This window comes from Nonomuraea sp. KM90, assembly GCF_052246675.1.
In the GTDB taxonomy this organism is placed as follows: Bacteria; Actinomycetota; Actinomycetes; order Streptosporangiales; family Streptosporangiaceae; genus Nonomuraea.
The window spans coordinates 150,040-166,682 of sequence record NZ_JBQQCB010000014.1 but is presented as its reverse complement, the minus strand read 5'-3'; the positions used below and the strand labels follow the sequence as shown (position 1 = coordinate 166,682).

At 68.5% G+C, this 16,643-nt stretch carries 8 protein-coding genes; 4 read left to right on the top strand and 4 right to left on the bottom strand.

Annotated elements, in window-relative coordinates; all coding sequences use genetic code 11:
• Nucleotides 1-210 precede the first annotated feature (210 nt).
• The 4 genes from ACTWPW_RS18245 to ACTWPW_RS18230 all read right to left on the bottom strand — a co-directional run bounded on the left by ACTWPW_RS18245 (nt 211) and on the right by ACTWPW_RS18230 (nt 5,510).
• Entirely contained in the window at nt 211-1,464 is a 1,254-nt protein-coding gene (locus tag ACTWPW_RS18245) for a cation:proton antiporter domain-containing protein (RefSeq protein WP_443169360.1), read from the bottom strand.
• 152 nt (nt 1,465-1,616) lie between these two features.
• The gene (locus tag ACTWPW_RS18240) at nt 1,617-3,143 is read right to left on the bottom strand and encodes a tryptophan 7-halogenase (RefSeq protein ID WP_443169359.1); all 1,527 of its coding nucleotides are present in this window, start codon (nt 3,141-3,143) and stop codon (nt 1,617-1,619) included.
• Between the two features lies 1 nt (nt 3,144).
• A complete protein-coding gene (locus ACTWPW_RS18235) occupies nt 3,145-4,935 on the bottom strand; it encodes a non-ribosomal peptide synthetase (protein WP_443169358.1) in 1,791 nt (596 codons plus the stop codon).
• Nucleotides 4,845-5,510, bottom strand: a complete 666-nt coding sequence (locus ACTWPW_RS18230) for a hypothetical protein (RefSeq protein ID WP_443169357.1) — start codon at nt 5,508-5,510, stop codon at nt 4,845-4,847. Before ACTWPW_RS18230 ends, ACTWPW_RS18235 begins: the two co-directional genes overlap by 91 nt.
• 256 nt (nt 5,511-5,766) lie before the next feature.
• On the opposite strand from ACTWPW_RS18230, the gene ACTWPW_RS18225 reads away from it, so the two are divergent.
• From ACTWPW_RS18225 to ACTWPW_RS18210, 4 genes are all read left to right on the top strand, one after another.
• On the top strand, nt 5,767-7,032 hold the full coding sequence (locus ACTWPW_RS18225; protein ID WP_375111106.1) for a cytochrome P450: 1,266 nt from the start codon (nt 5,767-5,769) through the stop codon (nt 7,030-7,032).
• 234 nt (nt 7,033-7,266) lie between these two features.
• The gene (locus ACTWPW_RS18220) at nt 7,267-8,904 is read left to right on the top strand and encodes a PhpK family radical SAM P-methyltransferase (protein WP_443169356.1); all 1,638 of its coding nucleotides are present in this window, start codon (nt 7,267-7,269) and stop codon (nt 8,902-8,904) included.
• Between the two features lie 46 nt (nt 8,905-8,950).
• On the top strand, nt 8,951-15,367 hold the full coding sequence (locus tag ACTWPW_RS18215) for an amino acid adenylation domain-containing protein (protein WP_443169355.1): 6,417 nt from the start codon (nt 8,951-8,953) through the stop codon (nt 15,365-15,367).
• A complete protein-coding gene (locus ACTWPW_RS18210) occupies nt 15,364-16,638 on the top strand; it encodes an MFS transporter (protein WP_443169354.1) in 1,275 nt (424 codons plus the stop codon). The genes ACTWPW_RS18215 and ACTWPW_RS18210 overlap by 4 nt, the downstream gene beginning before the upstream one ends.
• Nucleotides 16,639-16,643 lie beyond the last annotated feature (5 nt).

Genomic DNA, 16,643 nt, shown 5'->3' with positions numbered 1-16,643 from the left:
CATCCGGCCACACATGCCCGGCTGCGGAGCGGCCTTGTGCCGTGCGTCTGGTGGCTGAGATGCAGGCGCGGTCCTGATCGGACGCTCACCCCAGCCTCGTTCTGTCCAGGCCCCTCCATCGCCGAACAGCGTGAACGCGGTGGTTGCCGAGCGCACCATCGAGCCGCGGGACGCCTGACCGTGCCGTCCCATCCGACGGTGCGTCCGGTCTTATCCGGCGCGGGTGTCAGCGCCGGTACGGGAGACGGCGGTGCGTTCCGGCTCCGGCTCCGGCTTCGCGGACGGCGGGTGCAGCCGGCTCAGCAGAGGCCCGGCGAGCACGGTGGTGACGACGGCCATCACCACCATGAGGGAGTAGAGCCGGTCGTCCAGCACGCCGAGCTCCAGGCCGACGCCGAGCACGACGAGTTCCGTCAGGCCGCGCGTGTTCAGCAGTGCGCCGAGAGTGATCGCCCCACGCCGGTCCAGGCCGCCGATGCGAGCACCGGCGTACGTGCCGCCGAACTTGGCGATCACAGCCGTGGCCAGGATGAGAGCCAGCTCCGCGAGCTGGGTCACGGTCAGCCCGGACAGGTCGATCTTGAGTCCCGCCATCACGAAATAGACGGGAAGCAGAAGCGTCGCGCACAGCGGCTCCACCTGCCGGATCATGCCTTCGCGCACCTGATCGCCCGCGCCTCTGGGCAGGAGGGCGCCGAAGAGGAACGCCCCGAAGATGTAGTGCAGTCCGAGCCACTCCGTGAAGGCGGCCGACACGAGGAGCCCGCCCAGCACGACGGCGAAGAAGAATCCTCCCGCCGGCTCGCCGCGCGGGCAGGACTCGCTCGCCCGGCGCAACAGCGGCCGTACGATCGTGACCATCACGACGACGTACGGCACCAGCAGCAGGAGCCACCACTGGAACCGGGCGCCCGTGACGTGCGCGACGACGAGCGCGAGCAGCGACCAGGCCAGCAGGTCGCAGACGGCCGCGCAGGTCAGTGCGGTGGATCCCATCCGGGTGCCGGTCATGCCTCGGTCAGCGATGATCCGGGCCAGGACGGGGAAGGCGGTCACCGACATCGCCACCGCGAAGAACAGGACGAACCCGGCGGAAGGACCCCTCTGATATCCGGACAGGAGTGTCGCGGCCAGCAGGCCGCCCAGCGCCAGCGGCACCGCGGTCGCGAAGAGTGAGGTCCACACCGTCAACCGCCCACCGCCCTTCATGGTGCCGAGGTCCAGCTCAGTGCCGACGACGAACATGAAGAGTGCCACCCCGACCTGGGCGAGCGCGTTCAACACCGGCCGGACCTCCCCGGGGAAGATCGCGGCGGTGAGGGCGGGGCTGAGCAGCGTGGGACCGAGGACGACACCGGCGACGATCTCGCCGACGACGGCGGGCTGGCCGAGCCGCTGGGCGAGCGCGCCCATGACCTTCGCCAGTGCCAGGATCAGCGCGAGATCCAGCAGCAGAATATGCATGGGAGGTATGGCAGAGCCCGTTCTCGGCGCGTGGCCGTCGGAAGGCAGAGGATCGTTGCACCAGGGCGGGACGCCGATTCCACGGGCCCGCGCCTTTCACGGGGCGAGGTCGCCGCAGCGGGGCCCGCGGAACCCGCGCCGCGGCTGTCCGCTCAGCGGGCGGCGGGCTGCGCCGCCGCGTCGACCGTGGTCGGATTCCGCCAGTACAGTCCATCGAGCGACGGGACCAGGCCGCCGGCGAACTGCGGGCGCGGCTCCGGCAGCAGCTCCGGTGTGTCGGCCATCGCCGCGCGGACCTGGAGGTCGGTCGCCTCGTTCAGGACGGCGCCGAGGAGCCGGGTGCCGGTGCCCTGGAAGACGATGTCGCCGTCGTCCATCACCTCCGGGCGCGACGCCTGCGCGAGCGCCGCGCCGAACTGGCTCGTGGGATGCCGGCCCGTGGTCTCGAAGAGCTCCCGGTCGGGGCCCGAGATGCCCGCCACCAGGTCGACGAACGCCTGGGCGTCGCTCTGCTCGGTGCCGAGCAGCTTGCGGGCCTCCCAGAAGTACGACGCCTCGTCGCGATTCAGTTCGTACATCGACTGGAGGAACTGGTAGAAGAGGTTGTACTCGCGCCGGTAGCGGTTCTCGAACTCGGTGAAGCAGGCCTCCTCGGTCAGCTCGCCGTCGAGCCGCGTGTTGATCGATCGGGCGGCGAGGACGCCGCTGTAGGTGGCCAGATGCACGCCGGTGGAGAAGACGGGATCGATGAAGCAGGCCGCGTCACCGACCAGCGCGACGCCGGGTCGCCAGAACGAGGTGTTGCAGTACGAGTAGTCCTTGCGGACGCGCAGCTTGCCGTACATGCCCTCGGTCACGCGGCGCGCGTCGGACAAGTAGTCGGAGATCAGCGGACATGATGCGATGAACTGCGCCATGGCGGCTTCCTGGCCGCGCTGGATCACCTCGATCCGGTCGCGTGAGATGACCGCTCCGACGCTGGTGAGCGTGTCGGAGAGCGGGATGTACCAGAACCAGCCGTCGGCGAACGCGGCGCACAGGATGTTGCCCTCGTTCGGCGCCGGCAGCCGCTTGCCTCCCTCGTAGTAGCCGAACAGGGCGACGTTCTGGAAGAAGGGGGACAGCTCCCTCGTGCCGACTCTCTTGTACAACCCGTCGGTGTTGCCTGCGGCGATGACGACGTAACGAGACCGTACGATGTGCTCCGCGCCGGCCGCATCCCGGAACCGCACGCCACAGACCCGGCCGTCCTCCTCCTCCAGCGCCACGACCTCGTGTTCCTCCCGCACGTCGACGCCGTTGCGGCGGGCGTTGCTGAGCAGGATCGAGTCGAAGCGCTCGCGATCGACCTGGTAGGCGGTCGACGTCGGCCCGGCCAGTTTGCGGGACAACGCGAAGGTGAACGTCCAGGGATCGGGGTTACTGCCCCAGCGGAACGTACCGCCGCGCTTGACGGGGAAGCCGGCCGCTTCCAGCTCCTCGGTCACGCCGAGCATCGCGCACACGCCGTGCACCGTGGACGGCAGGAGCGACTCGCCGATCTGGTAGCGAGGGAAACGCTCCTTCTCCAGCAGGAGCACCCGGTGTCCCGCCTTGGCCACGAGAGTGGCGGTGGTGGATCCGCCCGGTCCGCCGCCTACGACGACGACGTCGAACTGCTGATCTGTCGTCCCGCTCATGTCATTCAGCCTTTCGGTAGTGTGCCTCTGCTGTCGTCGAGGCGTCCGCGACATTGACTTCCAGCCACTTGGCCAGTTGCTCGACCGTCTCCGCCTCGTAGACCCACAGCAGCGGCACATGCCCGCCGAACACTTGGGAGAGCCGCAGCGCGACGCGCGCGACGGCGAGCGATCCGCCGATCTCGAGGAAGCTGCGATCGCGCTCGATGCAGGGGAGGCCGAGGATCTCGCACCAGACCGCCGCGACGACCTGTTCGACGGCACCACGCGGTGCGTCGGCGGCGGGGACGTCGGCAGGAGTGCTGAGGAGCGTCTCCAGCGCGCGCAGGTCGACCTTGCCGTTGGGGGTGAGCGGCAGTCGGTCCATCTCGCGGATCTCGCCCGGCACCATGTACGTTGGCAGTGTCTCGCCGAGGAAGGCCCGCAAGCCGGCCAGGTCGACGGACGGACCCGCGACGAACGCCACGAGCGTGGCCTCACCGGTCCCGGCCGACGTCACCAGGGCGGCCTGCCGGACGCTCGGATGCCGCTGCATCGCGGCTTCGATCTCGTCTGGTTCGACCCGATAGCCGCGGATCTTCACCTGACGATCCATCCGCCCGAGGAACTCCAGGTCGCCATCCTCCCGGCGATGGACGAGGTCGCCGGTGCGGTACCGGCGCGCACCCGGCGGTCCTGTCGGGTCAGGTTCGAAGGCGGCCGCCGTCAGGTCCGGCCGCGCGTAGTAGCCGCGGGCCAGGCCGGTGCCTCCGAGACAGAGTTCGCCGGGCGTCCCGTCGGGTACGAGCGCGCCGGTCGCGTCCACCACGCTGACCCGGATGCCGTCGACGGGACGCCCGATCGGCACGGTCCCACCGTCAGGAAGGCCCTTCCCGGAGGCCCGCCAGACCGTGCTCCACACGGTGGCCTCGGTGGGGCCGTACTCGTTGTAAAGGTCGGCCGAGGGCAAACGGGACCGGCATTTCGCGGGAAGGCCGGGCGGGCAGCGTTCGCCGGCCACCGTGACGGTGCGCAACGTGGCGAGTGCTTCAGGCGCCACGGTGTCCAACAGCAGCTCGAGCAGCGAGGGCAGGGTCAGGATCGTGTCGATGCCGTCGCGTTGGACGAGTCGGCCGATCATGGCCAGATCGGATTCCGCGCCGGGCGGGGGCAGGTGCAGCGCGCCACCGCGGCTCAGCGTGCCGAAGATCCCCGCAACGGCGCTGTCGAAGGCCATCGCGGACAGCAGCAGGAAGGCCTGGGGCGGCTGGTACCAGGCGTGCCGGGCGAGCGTCGAGCCGACAAGGGATCGGTGCGTCACGGCGACCCCCTTGGGGCGGCCGGTCGATCCGGAGGTGTAGATCACGTATGCGAGGTTGTCGGGGCCGGCCGGCTGCGAGGGGACGAATTCGGGCTGACCGGTGGTCAGATCCCAGTCACCATCCAGGTGCAGCACCTGGGCTCCCGCGATCATCGGCTGCTGGGCCAGAGCGCGCTGGCTCAGCACCAGCCGCACGGGTGCGTCCGACAGGCGATCGGCCGGGGCCGCCGGGTCCATGGGCACATATGCGCCACCGGCCTTCAGGACGGCCAGGATGCCGACGACCATGGCCAACGACTTGGGCATGTGCACGCCGACCAGGACCTCGGGCCCGACGTCGCGCTTCTGCAGTTCGCCCGCGAGGGCGTTGGCGCGCTGGTCGAGCTCGGCGTAGGTGAGCGTCAGCCCTTCCGACACCACGGCCGGGGCGTTGCCCTGTCGCCGTGCCGCGCTGGAGACAAGGTCGTGGATGCATTGGCTGGCGTACTGCAAAGGTCTTCCCTCCTGGGCGTTGACCATCTCGTCGGCTGGCCATCGAGTGAGACCATGCAATGCCGGATGGCGGTTTCGACCAGCGCCTCGCGGCCGCAGCCTGGGGCCAGTCCCAGTTTGCTGATCAGATACTCGATGTGAGCGTTGACGGCGCGGGCGGTCATGTTTCCGAGTCGGCGTGCGATCTGTCCCGAGGTGGGCAGCGGGCAGCAGCTCGAGCCACGCAGACGGGGTTCACAAAGTGTCCACAACACAGCGAAATACGTGGACTGCCGGTTGAGTGCCGGTTGCGCCTCTGGTACGGCCGTGCATGGCGCCGACCGGGCCTTCGCGTGTTTCGGCTCCGGACCGAACACCGTGAGATGCGGGCCATGGGTGTGCTCGGCGACACTGACCCGGCACAGCTCGAACGGCACAGGAGTCTGGTGCCGGCCTGGGCCGACAGTCAGGTATTCGTAACAGTTCTCGAGGTTCTCCACCAGCAGAGCCTCGCTCGGGCAGTAGTTCGTCAGCAGCCAGTGGCCGTCAGTGGCTGTGATCTCCCCGGAGAACCAGGTCTCCTGCGGGGCGAGCACCAGATCGAGACTGCACTGCCCACATGCGCAGGTGCCAAAGGTCCCTGATTCGCCATTGTGGAGATCTATTTGTCCTGGCTTGCCGTCTTCGTTCCTCGGCGCCTGGACAGTAACGACCGCGGGCACAACCCCTCCTCCGTCCATCGGTTGCCCCGAAGTCTCGCGCGCACGGCCTGATCGCGATCTTGTCGTCGGGCGACAGGTTCGCAAGGTTCTGACAAGGTTGCCGACCAGACGGTGCCGGGACACTCGGCGAATGTCGATGCATGGTGCGCGCGGTGCCGCCGCGAGTGACCCCTGGGCGGCCGAGGCTCTGCCCGGCCCGTACGATCCCTTCTCGTACCAGGTGCAGGAGGACCCCTACCCCTTCTACGCCTGGATGCGGGAACACGCCCCCGTCTACCGGAACGAGGAGCGTGACTTCTTCGCGCTGTCCCGGCATGCCGACGTTCTGGCCGCGATGCGCGACCCGGCCACGTTCACCAACCGCGACGGGATATCGCTGGAGCCGACCATGTCGGGGCCACAGGCGTACAAGAACGTCTTCTTCCTCGCCCTCGATCCGCCGGATCACACCGTCGTACGCGGCCTGATCCAGCGGGTGTTCTCGCCGCGCGCCGTCGTCCGGCGCGAGCCGCGCATCCGAGAGCTCACCCGGAGACGGCTGCGGCCCCTGCTCGACAGGGACACCTTCGACTTCGCCGCCGACCTGGCCACCCCTGTGTCCACCGACGGCGTCTGCGAGATGCTCGGCATCCCGGAATCGGACTGGGACACCATCCGGCAGGACTCCGACTTGCTCAACACCCGCAAGCACGACTCGGACGAACGGACGCCAGCGAATCTCGCCGCCGCCTTCCGGCTGGGCACCTACTACAAGGAGCTGGTCGCCGACATGCGCCGCCGTCCTGGCGACAACCTCATCTCGATGCTCACCCAAGCAGAGATCAAGGGCAGGCCGGTCAGGGACGAAGAGATCATCGCGTTCATCTTCCTCATCGTCAGCGGCGGGAACGAGTCGACCAGCAAGCTCGTGGGCAATGCCTGGTATCACGGCTGGCGGGTGCCCGGCGTGCAGAGAGCCGGACTCGCCGGTCGGTTCAGGGACTGGACGAGTGAGACGCTGCGATTCGACTCCTCCAGCCAGATGACCTCACGGACCACGACCCGTGACCTCGTGCTGCACGGCACGACCGTCCCGGCAGGAAGCCGCGTGGTGCTTCTGCACGCCTCCGGCAACCGCGACCACCGAGTGTTCGACGACCCGGACCGCTTCGACCTCGACCGCGACACGCGAAAAATGATCAGCTTCGGCGCCGGCCCTCATTTCTGTCTCGGTGCCGCCCTGTCGACGCTGGAGATACCGACCGTGCTGGAGGAGGTCGCCCGGCATGTGGCCGAGTACGACCTCGACATGGCCGGCTCCCGGCGTGTGCACTCGGCGCACCAGCGCGGCTTCATGTCTCTGCCCTGCAGCGTGGTCTGGCGGAAGGACGCCCCGGACGAGCGTGAACGGGGCTGAAGGCGGCAGCGTGCGGAAATACCGAGCGGATCTCGCCGGAGCCTGAGCAAGTGGTTGATTTCATTACGGCAAAAGCGCGGGGCTTGTCAAGGGTCGCGTATCTGGTTCGCTCCGGATTGCGTCGCACTTACGACACCGCAATGATCGCCGTAACCAATCCGTGTCGGTCACGTATACCTCGCCAACTTCGGCCAGTTGCGGTCTCAGGGGTTGTGTGACTCGGAGGAGGCTGTGATGTTGGACTGCGTAATCGTCGGACACAACGACGGTGACTTTCCGACGCAGGTCGAGATGGTCGCGGGAATGGGTCGTGACTCGGGCGCGTACCGCGATTTGTCGCTCGCCTTCATGCAGTGGGAAGGCGTGCCCACCCGGGCCCTGGACTTTCTCACCCGGAAACGCGTGGTGGACGGGTACGGTGACGACCGCCGCTACCACAATCTCGAGATGTTGTGGCCCACCATCACCTATCTCGGTTCCTTCCTGCACCGGCACGGCTATTCCTTCGATTACGTCAACCTGTTCCAGGACGAGAAGGAACGGTTCGCGGCCGTGCTCGCCGACGAGCCGCTCTCCGTGGCGGTCACCACGACTCTGTACGTCATGCCGGACCCCGCTGTCGAGGTCGTGCGGTTCGTCCGTGAGCACAGCCCCAAGACGAAGGTGATCGTCGGTGGCCCGTTCGTGGCCAACTACGCACGGCAGAGTTCACGCCCCGCCTTCAGCCAGGTGCTGAACCTGGTCGGCGCAGATGTCTACGTGGTCAGCAGCGAAGGCGAGAACACGCTGGTGAACGTGCTGGCCGCGCTCCGGGAGGGCAAGTCGCTGCGCGGGATCCCGAACGTCATCTTCCGTGAGAACGGGGAATGGGTCTTCAACGACGAGGAGATCGAGCGGAACCCGCTCGAGCAGAACATGGTGGACTACAGCTTGTTCAGCCCGCTGGGGAACTTCGTCACGCTGCGCACCGCGAAGTCCTGCCCCTTCTCCTGCTCGTTCTGTGGGTTCCCCGCGCGCTCCGGCAAATACGTCTATCTCCAGACCGAGCTGGTGGAGCTGGAACTCGACCGGATCCGCGAGCACACGTCGGTCACGAATCTCACCATCATCGACGACACGGTCAACGTGCCGAAGGTGCGCTTCAAAGAAATACTCCGAATGATGATCCGGAAGAACTACGGATTCCGGTGGAACTCGTTCTATCGCAGCGACCACGGTGATGACGAGACGATCGAGTTGATGGCCGAGGCGGGCTGCGAAGGAGTTTTCCTCGGGGTGGAATCCGGCTCGGACCAGATGCTCAAGGCGATGAACAAGACCGCGCGCCGGCGTGACTATCTCCGGGCGATCCCGCGGCTGCGGCAGGTCGGCATCGTCACGCACGCCAATCTCATCATCGGCTTTCCCGGCGAGACCAGGGAAACCGTGGACGAGACGCGCAGCCTGCTGGCCGAGGCCCAGCCGGACTTCTTCCGGCCGCAACTTTGGTACGCCGACCCGATCACGCCCATCTGGGAACGGCGCGCTGAGTTCGACGTGTCCGGCTCGATGTTCAACTGGCGACACCGGACGATGACCGCCGGCCAGGCCGCCGACGTGATCGATGACATGTTCCTGAACACGCGCGAGTCCATCTGGCTGCCGCAGAGCGGATTCGAGCTGTGGAGCGTCTTCTACCTGATGCGCAGAGGAATGGCTCTCGACCAGGTCAAGCAGTACGTGCGCGCCTTCAACGACGCAGTCGCGGAGAACGTCGGACGCTCGACCCCGGTGGACGTCAGCGCCGCCGCGGTGAACCGGCTGATCGAAAGTGCCACCTTCGAGCCGAACGGCGCCGACCGTGCTCCCCTTCCTGGGGCGATCACCGCTTAGGCAAGGAACCCCGTCGTCCGTCGCCGGTTGAAACAGGAGAGGCTTGATGGTCATCGAGAACGCAGACGTCATCGACATCGTCGGCCAGTTCGAGCGGAGCGTCGATGTCGCCCCGGACGCGCCTGCGGTGGTCCACGGTGATCAGGTGTTGAGCTACCGGGAGCTGGACCTCCGGGCCAATCGCCTGGCCCATGCCCTCATCGCGGCCGGGGCAGGGACGGATTCCGTCGTCGCGACCATTCTGGAGCCTTCCGCCGATCTCCTCGTCGCGTATCTCGCCGTACTCAAGAGTGGCGGCGCGTTCCTGCCTGTCGATCCGCAACAGCCGGAGCGCAGGAAGACGGACCTGCTCGTGGGCGCGGGGGTACGCGTCGCCATCGTGCCCGAAGGGCACGCCGCACTCCCTCTCAGCGACGTCAGCGCCGTCCCGGTCTCGCAGTCCGTGCGGGGTGACGCCGAGGCTCTTCGGCCGCAGCCGGTCGTGTTCCCCGAGCAGCTGGCGTACGTCATCTACACCAGTGGCTCGACCGGGCGGCCGAAGGCGGTCGGCGTAAGCCGCCGGTCCATCTCCAGCCATGTCTCCGCCATCGCCGGCCGGTATGAGCTCTCGGCGGCCGACCGCGTACTGCAGGCCGCCCGCCCCGGGGTCGACGTCGCCATTGAGCAGAGCCTCACTCCGCTCGTCCGCGGAGCGAGCGTCGTGGTGCCGGTCGGCCGGTGGGGCGCGTCAGAGCTGATCGAGAAGATCAGGCGGACCCGGCCCACGGTGATGGACCTGCTGCCCGGATACGCCCAGCACCTCCTGGAGAGCGACGTCGAGGGGACGCTGGACTCCGTCCGTCTGCTGCTGCTCGGCGGTGACGCCGTCAGACCGGGCGACGTCCGCGCCTGGCGCCGGTTCCTGCCGGAAGGCGCTCGGATCATGAACGCCTACGGCCCGACAGAGACGACGATCACCGCGGTGGCGGGTGTGGTGGGACCGGCCCCTGATGAGGACGGGACGGTGCCGATCGGGGTGCCGGTGGACGGGGTCCGGGTTCATGTCGTGGACGAGGACCTGCGTCCGGTCCCTGCCGGGACGCCGGGGGAGTTGCTGATCGGTGGCGGAGGGCTGGCGCGAGGGTATGCGGGTCAGCCGGGTTTGACGGCGGAGCGGTTCGTGCCGGATCCGTTCGGCGGTCGTGGTGAGCGGTTGTACCGGTCGGGTGATCGGTGCGTGCAGCGTGCGGACGGCGTTCTGGAATTCCTCGGGCGGGTCGACGAGCAGGTCAAGATCCGCGGCTTCAGGGTGGAGCCCGGTGAGGTCGAGGCCGTGCTCGCGCGCCATCCGGGAGTGGCCGAGTGCCTGGTGACAGCCCGTGAGGACCGGCCGGGTGAGCGCCGCCTGGTGGCCTACGTGCGGCCGGTGGCCGGTGGCGGGGAGCCGGTGTCGCCGGTGGAGCTGCGTGACCTGGCGCAGGGGAGCTTGCCGGAGCACATGGTGCCGGTGGCGTTCGTACGCGTCCCGAGCTTCCCGCTGACCGCGAACGGGAAGGTCGATCGGCCGGCTCTGCCGGCGCCTCGGCAGGAGGACCTGGCGGTCTCGGAGAGCGCTGAGCCGGTCGGTGAGGTGGAGCGGAGCGTCGCGGAGACCTGGAGGCGGGTGCTGGGCGTGGATCGCGTCGGTTCGCACGACGACTTCTTCGCCCTGGGAGGCGACTCCATCGCCGCGACCCGGGTCCTTTCCGACGTCCGCCGCGCGTACGGCACCGCGATCCCCCTGTCCTCGATCTTCGAAGCGCCGAGGTTGCGGGACTTCGCAGCGCTGGTCGGTGTCGAGAACGCCGGGAAGACCCTGGCCGTCGCGGATGTCCGCAACCAGGACGGCCGGCTGTCCTACGCCCAGCAACGCCTGTGGTTCCTGGACCGGTACGAGCAGGAGAACGGCCAGTACAACGTGTCCGTCTCGTTCCGCATCCGGGGTGAGCTGCGTGAGGATCTGCTGAAAGACGCCCTGAACACGGTGATCGAGCGGCACGACGTGCTGCGTACCGGGTTCCTCCAGGCGCAGGGCCGTCCCGCGCTGCACGTGGTGGACCAGGCGCAGGTGCCCTGGGAGCCGGTGGACCTGCGGTGGCTCGGCAAGGTGCCGACCCGAGAACAGGAGGCCAAGCGGCGGGTCAAGGAGTTCATGGCCCGCCCCTTCGACATCGGCAGGCCTCCGCTGCTGCGCGTCCTGGCCATCCGGCTGGGCCCGGCCGAGTGGATCATCACGATCGCGCAGCATCACATCGTGACGGACTGGTGGTCGCTGGGGAAGCTGCTCGACGAGCTGTCCGCGATCTACAGGTCACGCCTGGAGGGACAGACGCCGGATCCGCGCAGGCCCGAGCTCCAGTACGCCGATTACGCCGCCTGGCAACAGCAGTGGATGGCCGGCGACGAACCCGAGCGCCACCTCGAGTACTGGCGTACCCAGCTGGCCGGATACGAGGCGGCGGAGGTGCGGCCTTCCCGCCCCCGGCCACCGGTGCGATCCACGCGAGGCATGAGCCACGACTTCCGGCTGGAGCCCGAATTCCTCCACGCTCTCAAGGATCTCGCCCAGCGGCACGGCGCGACTCTGCACATGGTTCTGATGTCCGCCGTCGGTCTGACGCTGTCCCGCTACACCGGCCGGAGCGACGTGGCCTTCGGCACCGCGATCGCCGGCCGCGACCGCGGCGAGCTGGAGGATCTCCTGGGGTTCTTCGTCAACACCCTCGTCATCCGGTTGACCGTCGAGCAGGACCTGACCGTCGCGGACCTGCTGCGGCAGACGCGGGCGACCTCCCTGTCCGCCTACGACCACGCGGAGCTGCCCTTCGACAAGCTCGTGGAGGAGCTGTCCATCGATCGGGATCCGAGCAGGACCCCGCTCTTCCAGCTCATGTGCGTCCTGGAGAACCCGGCCCAGCCCACCCCGGACCTGCCTGGGCTGCAGGTGGAGGAGTACGACGTCCCGGTCGAGATCGCTCCGTTCGACCTGACGGTCGAGTTCATGGAGAACGCGAGTGGAATGCGCGGACGCATCCTCTATGCGAAGGATCTGTTCGACGAGCGGCTGATCGCCCAGTTCGCCGCCGCTCTCCGGACCGTCCTGCGGACGATGGCGCGGGATCCGGAGCTTCCGCTGGCCAAGGTCTCCGTCCTGGCGCCGGAGCACCACGAGCAGCTCCTCGCGCAGGGTACGGCCCCGCGTCTCCCTGACGGGTGCGGGTTCGTACATCGGCGATTCGAGCTCCAAGCGGCCGCCCGCCCCGAGGCGACCGCGGTCGTGTGCGAGGAGGACTCGCTCAGCTATCGCGAGCTCAACGAGCGAGCCAACCAGTTGGCCCATGCTCTGCGCAGGCGCGGGATCAGGCCCACGGACACGGTCGGCGTCTGTGTCCGCCGCTCGCCGGACCTCGTCGTCGGCATGCTGGCCGTGTTCAAGGCCGGTGCCGGTTATCTCCCCCTGGATCCGGAGCTGCCCACCGAACGGCTGGCGTACATGCTGTCCACCGCGCGGGCGTCGCTCGTGGTCACGGACGATGAGCTTCCCCCGGCGATGACCGCCGAGATCCCTGCTCTGCACCTCGACGACGTCCGGGACGACGGGAGCCTGCCCCTGACCGATCCCGCGACGGCCGGCCATCCCGACGAGACGGCGTACATCATCTTCACCTCCGGTTCGACCGGCCGGCCCAAGGGCGTGGCCGTGTCCAGGCGGTCGCTGGACGATCACACCGCGGCCATGCGGGAGGTCTACGCCTTCGAACCACGCGACCGGGTGCTGCACTTCCTGGCGCAGGGCTTCGACGTGTCGCTGGAGCAGGTGTTCACCACCTTCGCCTGTGGGGCCACCCTGGTGTTGCGCGGCGACGATCGATGGTCGCCCGGCGATCTGGTCCGGCGCATCGACTACCACGGCATAACCGTCCTGCATCTGACGCCGTCCCATTGGCAGGGCCTGGTCGGCCTGCTCGAGTCCTCTCCGGAGTCGCGCCCCGACCACATCGGGCTGGTCATCGTGGGCGGCGAGCAGATGACCCGTGCGGACGCCGACCGTTCCCGGACGGTCTTCCCCAAGGCCCGCCACCTCAACGTCTACGGTCCGACAGAGGCGACCATCACGGCGGTCGTCGGTGAGGTGGATGCGGGTGCCGACGGGGACGGCGTGGTGCCGATCGGCGTGCCGATCGGCGGGGTGCGGGTCCACGTGGTGGACGAGAACCTGCGCCAGGTCCCGGTCGGAGTGCCGGGAGAGCTGCTGATCGGTGGGTCAGGGCTGGCTCGAGGGTACGTGGGCCAGCCGCGCCTGACGGCGGAACGGTTCGTGCCCGACCCCTTCGGCGGCTCCGGCGAGCGGTTGTACCGCTCGGGTGACCGGTGCGTGTGGCGCCCGGACGGTGTCCTGGAATTCGTCGGCCGGCTCGACGAGCAGGTCAAGATCCGCGGCTTCCGGGTGGAGCCGGGCGAGATCGAGGCCGTGGTCGCGAGCCATCCGGGGGTGGCCGAGTGCCTGGTGATGGTGCGCGAGGACCGGCCGGGCGATCGTCGGCTGGTCGCCTACGTACGGTCGGCGGCCCGGGAGGCGGCCTCGCCGGCGGAGCTGCGCGCCCTGGTCCAGGGGAGCTTGCCGGAGTACATGGTGCCCGCAGCGTTCGTACGCGTGCCGGGCTTCCCGTTGACGGCCAACGGGAAGGTCGACCGTTCGGCGCTGCCGGCGCCGGGCCAGGAGGATCTGGCGGTCACCGAAGGGGCCGCGCCGATCAGCGGGACGGAACGAACCGTCGCGGAGGTATGGGGCCGGGTGCTGGGCGTCGACCGGATCGGCCTGCACGACAACTTCTTCGCCCTCGGCGGCCAATCGCTGCTCGCGACGGAGGCGGTTGCCCGCCTGAACGACGCCTTCCGGGTCGATCTCTCCCTGCCGGTGATCTTCCAGGAGTCCACGGTGGCCGCCCTGGCAGCCAAGATCGAGGAGGAGAAGGCCAAGGGCTCGGTCACGTCGGCACTGCCCGAACTGGCCGCCACCGGTGCGTCCCAGGCACCCCTGTCCTACGACCAAGAGGGCATGTGGCTGATGGAGCAGTGGCATCCGGGCACGGCGGTGTACAACATCCCCATCGGCCTGCGCCTGAGCGGCAGGCTCGACGCGGATCGGCTGGAGCGCGCTGTGCAGTCCGTGGTGGCCCGCCACGGAGCCTTGCGTACCGTCTTTCCCACGACAGATCCGCCCATCCAGCGCGTGTTGCCGGAGATCTCCGTGCCCTTGCAGATCGTGGACGTGTCCGACGGGCCGGAGGCCCTCCGTGAGGACCAGGCGCGCGCGAGGGCCGGGCAGGACGCCTGCCGGCCGTTCGATCTGGAGCGCGGGCCGCTGCTGCGCGCCGTGCTCTACGTACTCGGCCCGACGGATCACCTCCTGGTGCTGACCGTTCATCACCTGGTCTCGGACGGTTCGTCACTGGGGCTGCTGGTCGAGGAGGTCGGCGCGCTGTACAGCGGTGATCGGGCCGTACCCGAGCTGTCGGTGCAGTACGTCGATCACGCCGCGTGGCAGCGGAGGTGGCTTACGCCGGAGCACGCCTCGCAGCGACTGGCCTATTGGGAACGGCAGTTGGCCGGCGCTCCCACCGAGCTCCAGCTGCGGACGGATCGACCGCGGCCTTCGACGCAGACCTTCACCGGAGGCTGCGTCGCCTTCCGCATCGAGGAATCGATCACCCGCGCGCTGGAAGAGCTGGCGCACCGGGAAGGAGCGACCTTGTTCATGGTCGCGCTGGCCGGGTACGCGCTCACCCTGCATGGCCGGACGGGACAAGATGACCTCCTGATTGGTACGCCGATCGCCAGCCGCACGCGGACAGAGCTGCAGCCGTTGATCGGATTGTTCGTCAACACGCTGGTCATCCGCAGTCGGACGGCCGCTGACATGACGTTGGTGGAGTTCCTGCGCGCCACTCGGGACACCATGCTGGAGGCTTTCGCCCACCAGGATGTTCCCTTCGAATGGCTCATCGACGCGGCCCGTGCGGAGCGCGGTCCGGCCCGTCCGCCGCTGGTCCAGGCATGGCTCGATTTCATCAACATCGCCGGCGCCGAGCCGGCGCTGGCAGGCTTGGAGGCGGCGTACACAGAGGTCTTCGACTGGCCGATTCACTATGAGATCCAGTTCGACCTCTGGCCCGAGAGCCGCGGTCTGCGCGGCGAGATCCTCTACAAGGCGGATCTCTTCGACCCGGCCACGGTGGAGGAGATCGCTGTGGAGTTCGAGTGCATCCTCCACGCCATCGCCTCGGAGACGGCGACCGTCGGCGAACTGAAAGTGTTGGTCGACGACGCTCTCGCCAAGCGGCGGGCGAGCCAGCGCGTCCTGCTGGACGATGCCGGCCGCGCGAAGCTGGATCGGGTGTTGGCCAAGCGCTCTCCCGTCTCAGCAGCCGGAGGCGCGCTATGACCATGGCGGATGCGGGCCGGGAGAGGCAGAGATCACTCTGGCGGCAGGCCTCGTTCACCTCCTTCTGGGGCTCTCAGGCAGCGTCGTTCCTCGGCACGCAGGTGACGATGGTGGCGCTGCCGTTGACCGCGGTGGCCTTCCTGCACGCCAGCGCGTTCGAGGTCGGCCTGCTGGCCGCGTTGGAGCGGGTCCCGTTCGTCCTGCTGTCACTCCCGGCCGGAGCCCTCATCGACCGCTGGGACCTGCGCCGAGTTCTGGTGGCCTCGGCGGTGCTCCGTGCAGTCCTCATCCTCACAGTGCCCCTTGCGGCGGCGCTGGGTCTGCTCACCATCGGCCACCTGTACGTGATCGCGATACTGGTCGGTGCGCTGAGCGTATTCAGCGATGTCGCCGGGCTGTCCGTCCTTCCCGTGCTCCTGCCGCCGGACCGGCTCGCGGACGGCAACGGCAAACTCGAGGCGGGACACTCGGGTGCGGATGTGCTCGGGCCCGGGCTCGGAGGACTTCTCGTCCAGGTGCTCTCGGCGCCGTTCGCCCTGCTCGCCGACGCGCTCGCCTTCGCCGTGTCCGGCCTGCTGATGCTGAGGGTGCGTCCGGTTCGGCCGGCCGTGACCGCTGAGCAGGACGAACCCGCCTCGCTGGTGCGGCAGATCCGTGAGGGCCTGACGTTCGTGGTGCGCACGCCCTTGCTGCTGTGGAACGCGGTGGCGGCCTGCCTCATGAACCTGTTCGCCTTCGTCTTCCTCGCGATCCAGCACCTCTACATGATCAACACTCTGGGCATGGCGCCGGCCACGGTCGGCCTGGTGCTCGCAGCCGGAGGAGTGGGCGGGGTGCTCGGCTCCGTGGTGGCAGGTCGCCTCATCGAACGAGCGGGCCTCGGCCGCGCCTTCGTTCTCGGTGGTGCCGCGGTGGCGGTCGGCGTGCTCATCGCCGCCGTGGCTCCTCACGGGGCGTTCGCCGGCCCGGCAGTCCTGATCGCCGGCTACTTCGTGTACGTGCTCGGTGGGCCGGTGTTCAACGTCGCGGCGATCACTGTCCGGCAGGTGGTCACGCCCCAGCAGCTGCTGGCCCGGACGAATGCGACGATGCGGTTCTTCATCTGGAGCTCGATCCCCATCGGAGCCCTGCTGGGCGGGTTGCTCGCGACGGCCCTGAGCCTCCGGGGGAGCGTGCTGGTCGCGGGGATCGGTCTGTTGCTTCCGCTGGCGGTGTTGTGGCTGTCGCCGATCAGGCGAATGTCGCATATGGAAAGGACTGGTGCAGCATGACAGAC

Coding starts and splice junctions, on each gene's coding strand:
- ACTWPW_RS18245 (WP_443169360.1), bottom strand. CDS start 1,464: ATGCATATTCTGCTGCTGGATCTCGCGCTGATCCTGGCACTGGCGAAG.
- ACTWPW_RS18240 (WP_443169359.1), bottom strand. CDS start 3,143: ATGAGCGGGACGACAGATCAGCAGTTCGACGTCGTCGTCGTAGGCGGC.
- ACTWPW_RS18225 (WP_375111106.1), top strand. CDS start 5,767: ATGTCGATGCATGGTGCGCGCGGTGCCGCCGCGAGTGACCCCTGGGCG.
- ACTWPW_RS18220 (WP_443169356.1), top strand. CDS start 7,267: ATGTTGGACTGCGTAATCGTCGGACACAACGACGGTGACTTTCCGACG.
- ACTWPW_RS18215 (WP_443169355.1), top strand. CDS start 8,951: ATGGTCATCGAGAACGCAGACGTCATCGACATCGTCGGCCAGTTCGAG.
- ACTWPW_RS18210 (WP_443169354.1), top strand. CDS start 15,364: ATGACCATGGCGGATGCGGGCCGGGAGAGGCAGAGATCACTCTGGCGG.